Origin of the sequence: Promicromonospora kroppenstedtii DSM 19349 (assembly GCF_000515355.1) — a bacterium.
GTDB lineage: Bacteria > Actinomycetota > Actinomycetes > Actinomycetales > Cellulomonadaceae > Promicromonospora > Promicromonospora kroppenstedtii.
This window is the reverse complement of sequence record NZ_KI911701.1, coordinates 2,269-8,950: the sequence shown is the minus strand read 5'-3', so window position 1 is coordinate 8,950 and position 6,682 is coordinate 2,269. Positions and strand designations below refer to the sequence as shown.

The following is a 6,682-nucleotide window of genomic DNA, read 5'->3' as shown; positions in this document are numbered from 1 at the left end:
GGCGGCGCGCGGCAGGGGCGAGTGCCAGACGGCGCCGACGGGGAGCCCCGCGAGCCGTTCGCCGAGCAGGCCGGCCTGCGTTCGGCCGACGTCGGTCAGCTCGCCGAACGCGTCCGCCGCACCGTGCCTGGCCAGGTAGAGATGTCGGGTCGCCATGCGACGAACCTACCGGTCAGGTCCGCGCCGCCGGGACCAGCACGCTACTCGGCGCGCTGCTCGGTGCGCGGGATGCCGAGGGTCGAGAGAAGGTCCTCGTGCAGCTCCATCCACACGGTGTGGCACGAGCTCAGGCCGGTGCCGGCCACCCACTCCCCCTGGCCGGCGCGCGCCCGGTCGAGCGCGGCGGTGAACCGTGTGTCGTACCCCTCGAACCGCGCCAGCACCGAGGAGAGCGAGGCGACCAGCGGCCTCAGCTCGTCGCTCAGCGTCCCGAGCTCGTCCAGCACGCGCGCGTCCCACTCGGGGTCCGTGTGATGGTTCGGGGTGAGCCGGTCGTCCTGCTCCGGCCGGAGCTGCCAGTCCGTGCACGCCCGCAGCAACCGGGCGTTCAAGGGCCCGAAAACCTTGTGCGCCCGCTCGACCACACCCCGCGCGTCGGCCTCGGCCAGCTCCTCGGCCAGACGCCTGTCGTCCTCGGCGCGGCCGCGGTCCGTCAGTGACCAGCCCGCCGTCGTGCCGAACGCGGCACGACGCACCCAGCCGTACGCCTCGTCGTCGAGCAGCAGCTCGTGGGTGTCCGCCCGGTCGAGGCCGAACCGCACGGCGACGGCGTCGTCGTCGGCCATGCCCTGGATCCGCACGGAGTGGAGCACGAGGAGCTCTGGCTGAGAGGATCGGCCGAGCACCGGGATGTGAGCCATAGTGCACCGTGCATCGTGGGGCAGCCGGTGTCAACGCGGGCGAATACGCCCAGGGAGGAAGCCATGACCGACCACCCCGCCACCGAACTGGCTGGTACGCCCGGCAGTCCGGGCCTCGCGTCCGGTCCCGCGCGCGTCGTGCACGGCCCCGACGACTTCACCCGCGTGCGCCCCGGCGACGTCCTCGTGTGCCGGTTCACGGAACCGGCGTGGACCGCCCTGTTCGGCGTCGTGGCCGGCGTGGTCACCGAGACCGGCGGTGTCCTGTCGCACGCCGCGATCGTGGCCCGCGAGCACGGCATCCCCGCCGTCCTGGCCGTGCCCGGCGCCATGAGCACGCTCCGCGACGGCCAGACGATCACCGTCGACGGCGGGGCCGGGCGGGTCGCGGCCTGACCTGGCCGGAGCACCGGTTTGGGGAGCCGTCCAGGGGCAGCCCTACCCATGGGCACCGCGGCGTGCGGCGTGTCAGCCTTCCGGCGTCAGACCAAGAGTCAGACCCAGGATGGAGAGCACCGATGACAGCCAACTCCCTGTTCCCCAGAAGATCCGCCAGGCAGTGGGCGCTCGCCGCGCTGGCTGCGCTCGCCCTGGTCGCCGCACCGGCGTCCGCGGCCACGGCGGCCGCCCTGTCCCCCCTGTCCACCTCGGACGGCGCCGGCGTGCTGGCGACCGCCCACAAGTCGCCGTTCAGCTGCGGCAAGACGTTCTACGCCAACAACTGGAGCGGCGGCCACAGCCCCAACGGCTCCATCGACTGGCAGACCTACGGCAGCGACGCCATCAACGGCGAGACGGTTCGCGCCACGGCCGGCGGCACCGCCACCTTCGACGACGAGGGCGGCACGAGCTACGGCAAGTGGGTGCAGATCGTGCACGGCGACGGCACCCGCACCCGGTACGCCCACCTCGCCACCATGGTGCGCAACCCGGGTCAGACCATGTCGGTCAGCCAGGGCACCGTGATCGGCACCGTCGGCTCCACCGGCGGGTCCAGCGCGCCGCACCTGCACTACGAGCAGCGCAACTCCTCCGGCGTGGTCGACACCTCGCCCACGGTCGACGGCGTGACCGTCTCCGTCGGCCAGAAGAAGGCCGTGACCAGCACCAACGGCTGCGGTTCCAGCAACCCGTACACGCCCGTGGAGGTCTGCGGCAGCGGCTTCGTGGTGATCGACCAGGCGGCGCTCGGCTCCGTGGGCCGCACCTACCTGCTGTACAACTCGGGCACCGGCAGCAACTGCGTGGTCACCCTGAAGTCGACCAACCTTGGCACCCCCAGCGCGGTCGCCGCCTTCCTGGAGCCCCAGGGCGCCTCGCGCACCACCGACTCCGGCAACTTCGCCTACTACGCGGGCCCGGTCAAGCGGTCGGCGCCCGGCACCTGCGTCAAGTGGGGCGGCTCGGTGGGCAGCACCAGCTACACCAGCCCGTTCGAGCACTGCGGCTGACGCCGGCTCTGCGACACCGAAGGCCCCCGGGTACACCCCGGGGGCCTTCGGCCTTGACCGCGCGACGAGGTAGAGGATTTACTACACTCGCGAGATGGAGGAATGGGAGATCCGAGCCACCGACGAGTTCTTCGCGTGGTTCGACACGATCGACGACGGGTCTCAGGCACTCGTCGCGGACGCGATCGACAGGCTGGCCGACGCGGGACCACAGCTCGGTCGACCGCTCGTCGACCGCATCGAGGGTTCACGGGTCCACAACATGAAGGAACTGCGCCCGGCATCGAGCGGCAGGAGCGAGGTCCGGGTGTTGTTCGTGTTCGATCCCTGGCGATCGGCGATACTGCTCGTCGGCGGCGACAAGTCCGGACACTGGAAGGCTTGGTACAGCACCGCGATCCCCCACGCCGAGCGGCTCTTCGAGAGCTACGTCGAGGAGCGCGAACAGGAGGAGGTCAAGCCATGAGCACGTACCGCAAGTGGAGCGATGTGCGGCCCGAGATCGTCGAACACCTCGGCGAGGAGGCGCTCGAAAAGGCGCGCGAGCGGACCCAGGCCTACATCGACGGGCATCGGCTCGCCGAGCGTCGCAAGGAGCTCGGCCTGACCCAGCTCGAGCTGGCCGAGCGGATGGGCATCACCAAGAGCCGGGTGTCACAGATCGAACGCGGTGAGGTCTCGACGTTCTCCGCGGTCGCTCGCTATGTCGAGGCGCTAGGAGGCACGATCCAGATCACCGCTGTCTTCGGCGACAGCACCTACCTCCTGCGCAGCACGCACGCCGCCTGACCGCTCAGGCGCCCTTCGGGGGCTCGATCAGGTCCCACGGCATGCCGTACAGGTCCTCGAAGACCGCCACGGTGCCGTAGGCCTCGTACCGCGGCTCCTCCCGGAACCGCACGCCTGCCGCGACCATCCGGGCGTGCTGCGCGGCGAAGTCGTCGGTCTCGAGGAAGAACGCGACCTTCCCGCCCGCCTGCCGCCCGACGGCGTCGGCGGCGTCGGTCAGCGCGAGCACCAGGCCGGTGCCGCCGTCCGTGGGGCCGACGACGACGCGGCGGCGGCCGGCGTCGTTGGTCTCGTCCTCCCGCAGGACGAAGCCGAGGGAGCCCACGAAAAAAGTGATCGCCTCGTCGTGGTCGCGGACGAGGTAGGTGACGTCGGAGAGTCGCAGCACCCCGTGATCCTAGGCCGCGCGCGCACCCCGGGCCGCCAGGACCACGGCCGACGCCAGCCGGCGGAACTCCGGCCGGTCCCCGGCGGGCAGCGTGGCCAGCAGGCCGTCGAGCGCGTTCGTGACACCGGCCTCGAACGCGGCGACCGCCTCGGTGCCGGCGTCGGTCAGCGACACCTGGACCGCTCGGCGGTCGCCGGGAACCGGGCCACGCTCCAACAGCCCGCGCCGCTCCGCCCGGTCGACGAGGCCGGTGAGTGCCGCCTTCTCGATCCCCAGGAGCTGCGCCAGGTCGACCATGCGCTGGGGCTGGTCACCGAGGCCGCAGAGCAGCCGGCCCTGCATGGGTGTGAGCTCGTGCTGGTCGGCGACGCGAGCCACGGTGGCGGTCAGCACCACGGCGAGCTCCACCAGCTCGGGCATGCCCCCGATGCCGTGTGCGGCGCAGCCCAGCAGGGCGTCAGGGGTCTCGTCGGGCATCACTCGTCAAAGGTACACAGCCTACATGGTTAATGCCATGTATAGTCAACGACACGAACTATTATCCGGACGTCCGACGGAAGGCAGCACCATGAGCTTCACCCACCCCACCGGAACGCGCGGTGCGAAGCAGCCGGGCCGGTCCACCCGCTTCTTCAACAGGCTGATCGCCCGCCGCGCCCGGCGCACGGACGGCAGGACGATGGGCATGTCGCTGCTGGTGCTGACCACCGTCGGCCGCAAGAGCGGCCAGCCCCGCGAGAACCCGGTCGCCTGCTTCGCGGCGCCCGACGGCGGCTGGTACGTCGCAGCGTCGGCGGCCGGGGCGCAGGCCAATCCCGCCTGGTACCTCAACCTCGCGGCACACCCGGACCAGGTGACCGCCGAGCGGGCCGGCCGCAAGGTGGCGGTGACCGCGCGCGAGCTGCACGGCACGGAGCGCGCGCAGGCCTGGCAGCAGATCACCGACGAGTCCCCGGGGTTCCACAAGTACGAGCAGACCACCGACCGGGAGATCCCCGTGATCCACCTGACGCCGAAGCCCTGACCTCTGGCATGATTCCCGGCGGCCGGACCCGACCACCTGACGAGGATCGCCCTATGAGCTTCTCCCACCCGACAGGCACCCGTGGGGCCCGCGTGCCCGGGCCCGTGTTCCGCTGGCTGAACCGCCTGATGGCCGGGCACGCCCGGCGCACCACGGCCACGACCATGGGCAAGAACCTCCTGGTCCTGACCACCGTAGGACGCAAGAGTGGACAGGCCCGGCCGACACCGCTCGCGTGGTTCCCCGGCCCCGACGGCTCCTGGCTCGTCGTCGCCTCCGCCTGGGGCGCGGCGACCAACCCGGCCTGGTACCACAACGTGGCCGCGCACCCCGACCGGCTGACGGTCGAGCTGGGCGGTCGCAAGGTCGCCGTGACCGCTCGCGAGCTGCACGGCGCGGAACGCGCCGAGGCGTGGCAGCGGATCACGGCCAAGGCGGCGAACTTCCGCCGGTACGAGCAGACGACGGACCGGGAGATGCCCGTCATCCAACTGACGCCGAAAGGCTGATCTCGGGTGTCGGTGAGGCGTGGTTGACCCGTCCCCGTGACATCACAGGATGTGGGTCTGGCGTCCGAGATCTTCCGTTTCGAGGGGCGCTGACCCCGTCCCATCCGACGGGGTGTCAGCGGCGGTCTGTAGTGTCGTGCGCATGACGCACGCCACCACCTCCCCGGCCACCACAGCACTCCAGACCGCGGACTGGCGACGGCGTGTCTTCGCGCTGTACGCCGAGGCCCGCACCCGCGCCGTCGTGAACCCGGCGGCGGCGCACGCCGGGTGGGTCGCCGCGCGCGACGAGCTCTTCGCGACCCACCCGGTGTCGCCGATCCTGCCCGAGGAGCGGCCCGGATTCACCGGGCTGACCGTCACCCCGTACGACCCGGCCTGGCGCCTGAGTGCCCCGATCGTCCCGGCCGAGCCCGGACCGGACGGCGCGCCGCGCCGCCTCGACGTCCCCACCGGGACCGACGGCGTGGTGCCGTTCGAGCTGCTCGGCACGGTCGCGCTGGGCTCCGACGCCCTGGGCGACCTCGGCACGCTCGACGTCTGGCGCCTCGCGTCCTACGGCGGCGGCCTGTTCGTGCCGATCAAGGACGCGCTCGCCGGCTCGCCCGGCGGCACGTACGGCGGCGGCCGCTACCTCATCGACACGATCAAGGGCTCCTGGCTCGGCCACACCGGCGGCTCGGACGGCGGCGAGGGCGGCGGCCCCGACGACTTCGGCGTCGGCGACCTGGTGCTCGACCTCAACTTCGCCTACAACCCGTCCTGCGCCTACGACCCGGCGTGGACGTGCCCGCTCGCCCAGGACGGCAACACGCTGGCGGTCGAGGTCCCGGTCGGCGAGCGCACCCCGGCCAAGTAGGTCGGTTCAGCCCTGGGGGCCGAGGCGAGCTCGCTCGATCAGCCCCTCCCCTTCGAGGCCTAAGTTTCTTCTCTTTGAGCCAGCGGAGAGCGAAGAAACTTAGGCCTCGAAGGGGACGGCCCCGCAGCAAGGTGAGCCTCGCCAATCCAGGCCCCGGTGTTGGCCCCGTGACCCGTCTCCTGGTTGCCTGGGGCCATGACCACAGAACCGTCCGGCGCCGAGCGCCCGGGCACGGCCCGCCCCGCCGTCGGGCATGCCGACGAACCGCACACCGAAGGCCTCGCGGAGCGGCTGAACTGGCTCCGAGCCGGTGTGCTCGGCGCGAACGACGGCATCGTGTCCGTCGCCGCGGTCGCCGTGGGTGTGGCGGCGGCGACGTCACAGACCGGCCCCATCCTGACCGCCGGTCTCGCCGCCCTCGTGGGCGGCGCCATCTCGATGGCGCTGGGCGAGTACGTCTCCGTGTCCAGCCAGTCCGACACCCAGAAGGCCCTGATCGCCAAGGAGAAGGCCGAGCTCGCCGAGATGCCGCAGGAGGAGCTCGCCGAGCTCGCCGCGATCTACGAGGCCAAGGGCCTGTCCCCCGCCACAGCGCGCCAGGTCGCGGTCGAGCTCACCGAGCACGACGCACTGACCGCGCACCTGGAGGCCGAGCTCAACATCGACGAGGACGGCGTGGTCAGCCCGTGGCACGCCGCGCTCGCCTCGGCGGTCGCGTTCACCCTCGGCGCGGTGCTGCCGCTCGCCGCGGTGCTCCTGATCCCCGAGCCCTGGCGCGTCGGCGTCACGTTCGCCGTGGTGC

At 72.0% G+C, this 6,682-nt stretch carries 12 protein-coding genes; 8 read left to right on the top strand and 4 right to left on the bottom strand.

Going from position 1 to position 6,682, the window contains the following annotated elements; genetic code table 11:
• Together PROKR_RS18365 and PROKR_RS18360 are read right to left on the bottom strand one after the other, a co-directional pair.
• A partial coding sequence (locus tag PROKR_RS18365) for a histidine phosphatase family protein (protein WP_036965517.1) occupies window positions 1-156 on the bottom strand: 156 nt, incomplete at its 3' end.
• A gap of 44 nt (window positions 157-200) precedes the next feature.
• A complete protein-coding gene (locus PROKR_RS18360; RefSeq protein ID WP_036965516.1) occupies window positions 201-860 on the bottom strand; it encodes a hypothetical protein in 660 nt (219 codons plus the stop codon).
• Window positions 861-923: 63 nt separating this feature from the next.
• On the opposite strand from PROKR_RS18360, the gene PROKR_RS18355 reads away from it, so the two are divergent.
• From PROKR_RS18355 to PROKR_RS18340, 4 genes are all read left to right on the top strand, one after another.
• Window positions 924-1,256: a PEP-utilizing enzyme gene (locus tag PROKR_RS18355; RefSeq protein WP_036965515.1), complete on the top strand. Its 333-nt coding sequence runs from the start codon at window positions 924-926 to the stop codon at window positions 1,254-1,256.
• 122 nt (window positions 1,257-1,378) lie between these two features.
• Complete coding sequence (locus tag PROKR_RS18350; RefSeq protein WP_051433123.1) at window positions 1,379-2,311, top strand: M23 family metallopeptidase; 933 nt, start codon at window positions 1,379-1,381, stop codon at window positions 2,309-2,311.
• Between the two features lie 94 nt (window positions 2,312-2,405).
• Window positions 2,406-2,777, top strand: a complete 372-nt coding sequence (locus PROKR_RS18345) for a type II toxin-antitoxin system RelE/ParE family toxin (RefSeq protein ID WP_036965514.1) — start codon at window positions 2,406-2,408, stop codon at window positions 2,775-2,777.
• Complete coding sequence (locus PROKR_RS18340) at window positions 2,774-3,100, top strand: helix-turn-helix domain-containing protein (RefSeq protein ID WP_036965512.1); 327 nt, start codon at window positions 2,774-2,776, stop codon at window positions 3,098-3,100. Before PROKR_RS18345 ends, PROKR_RS18340 begins: the two co-directional genes overlap by 4 nt.
• A 4-nt stretch (window positions 3,101-3,104) precedes the next feature.
• Here PROKR_RS18340 and PROKR_RS18335 read toward each other — a convergent pair whose 3' ends face one another.
• Window positions 3,105-3,488: a VOC family protein gene (locus PROKR_RS18335; protein WP_036965510.1), complete on the bottom strand. Its 384-nt coding sequence runs from the start codon at window positions 3,486-3,488 to the stop codon at window positions 3,105-3,107.
• A 9-nt stretch (window positions 3,489-3,497) separates the two neighbouring features.
• Window positions 3,498-3,965 carry a MarR family winged helix-turn-helix transcriptional regulator gene (locus tag PROKR_RS18330; RefSeq protein WP_084800525.1) on the bottom strand — a complete coding sequence of 156 codons (468 nt, stop codon included), beginning with the start codon at window positions 3,963-3,965 and terminating at the stop codon, window positions 3,498-3,500.
• A gap of 91 nt (window positions 3,966-4,056) precedes the next feature.
• Between PROKR_RS18330 and PROKR_RS18325 the strand changes: the two genes are divergently transcribed.
• The 4 genes from PROKR_RS18325 to PROKR_RS18310 form a co-directional block, all read left to right on the top strand.
• On the top strand, window positions 4,057-4,512 hold the full coding sequence (locus PROKR_RS18325; protein WP_084800524.1) for a nitroreductase/quinone reductase family protein: 456 nt from the start codon (window positions 4,057-4,059) through the stop codon (window positions 4,510-4,512).
• A 53-nt stretch (window positions 4,513-4,565) separates the two neighbouring features.
• Window positions 4,566-5,021 (top strand): nitroreductase/quinone reductase family protein, encoded by a 456-nt coding sequence (locus tag PROKR_RS18320; RefSeq protein ID WP_036965508.1) that lies wholly within the window; start codon window positions 4,566-4,568, stop codon window positions 5,019-5,021.
• Window positions 5,022-5,163: 142 nt separating this feature from the next.
• Entirely contained in the window at window positions 5,164-5,880 is a 717-nt protein-coding gene (locus PROKR_RS18315; protein WP_036965506.1) for a DUF1684 domain-containing protein, read from the top strand.
• A gap of 195 nt (window positions 5,881-6,075) precedes the next feature.
• Window positions 6,076-6,682: VIT1/CCC1 transporter family protein (locus PROKR_RS18310; protein WP_084800523.1), on the top strand; the 607-nt coding region annotated here is incomplete at its 3' end.

Coding starts and splice junctions, on each gene's coding strand:
- PROKR_RS18345 (WP_036965514.1), top strand. CDS start 2,406: ATGGAGGAATGGGAGATCCGAGCCACCGACGAGTTCTTCGCGTGGTTC.
- PROKR_RS18315 (WP_036965506.1), top strand. CDS start 5,164: ATGACGCACGCCACCACCTCCCCGGCCACCACAGCACTCCAGACCGCG.
- PROKR_RS18360 (WP_036965516.1), bottom strand. CDS start 860: ATGGCTCACATCCCGGTGCTCGGCCGATCCTCTCAGCCAGAGCTCCTC.
- PROKR_RS18355 (WP_036965515.1), top strand. CDS start 924: ATGACCGACCACCCCGCCACCGAACTGGCTGGTACGCCCGGCAGTCCG.
- PROKR_RS18340 (WP_036965512.1), top strand. CDS start 2,774: ATGAGCACGTACCGCAAGTGGAGCGATGTGCGGCCCGAGATCGTCGAA.
- PROKR_RS18330 (WP_084800525.1), bottom strand. CDS start 3,965: ATGCCCGACGAGACCCCTGACGCCCTGCTGGGCTGCGCCGCACACGGC.
- PROKR_RS18325 (WP_084800524.1), top strand. CDS start 4,057: ATGAGCTTCACCCACCCCACCGGAACGCGCGGTGCGAAGCAGCCGGGC.
- PROKR_RS18350 (WP_051433123.1), top strand. CDS start 1,379: ATGACAGCCAACTCCCTGTTCCCCAGAAGATCCGCCAGGCAGTGGGCG.
- PROKR_RS18320 (WP_036965508.1), top strand. CDS start 4,566: ATGAGCTTCTCCCACCCGACAGGCACCCGTGGGGCCCGCGTGCCCGGG.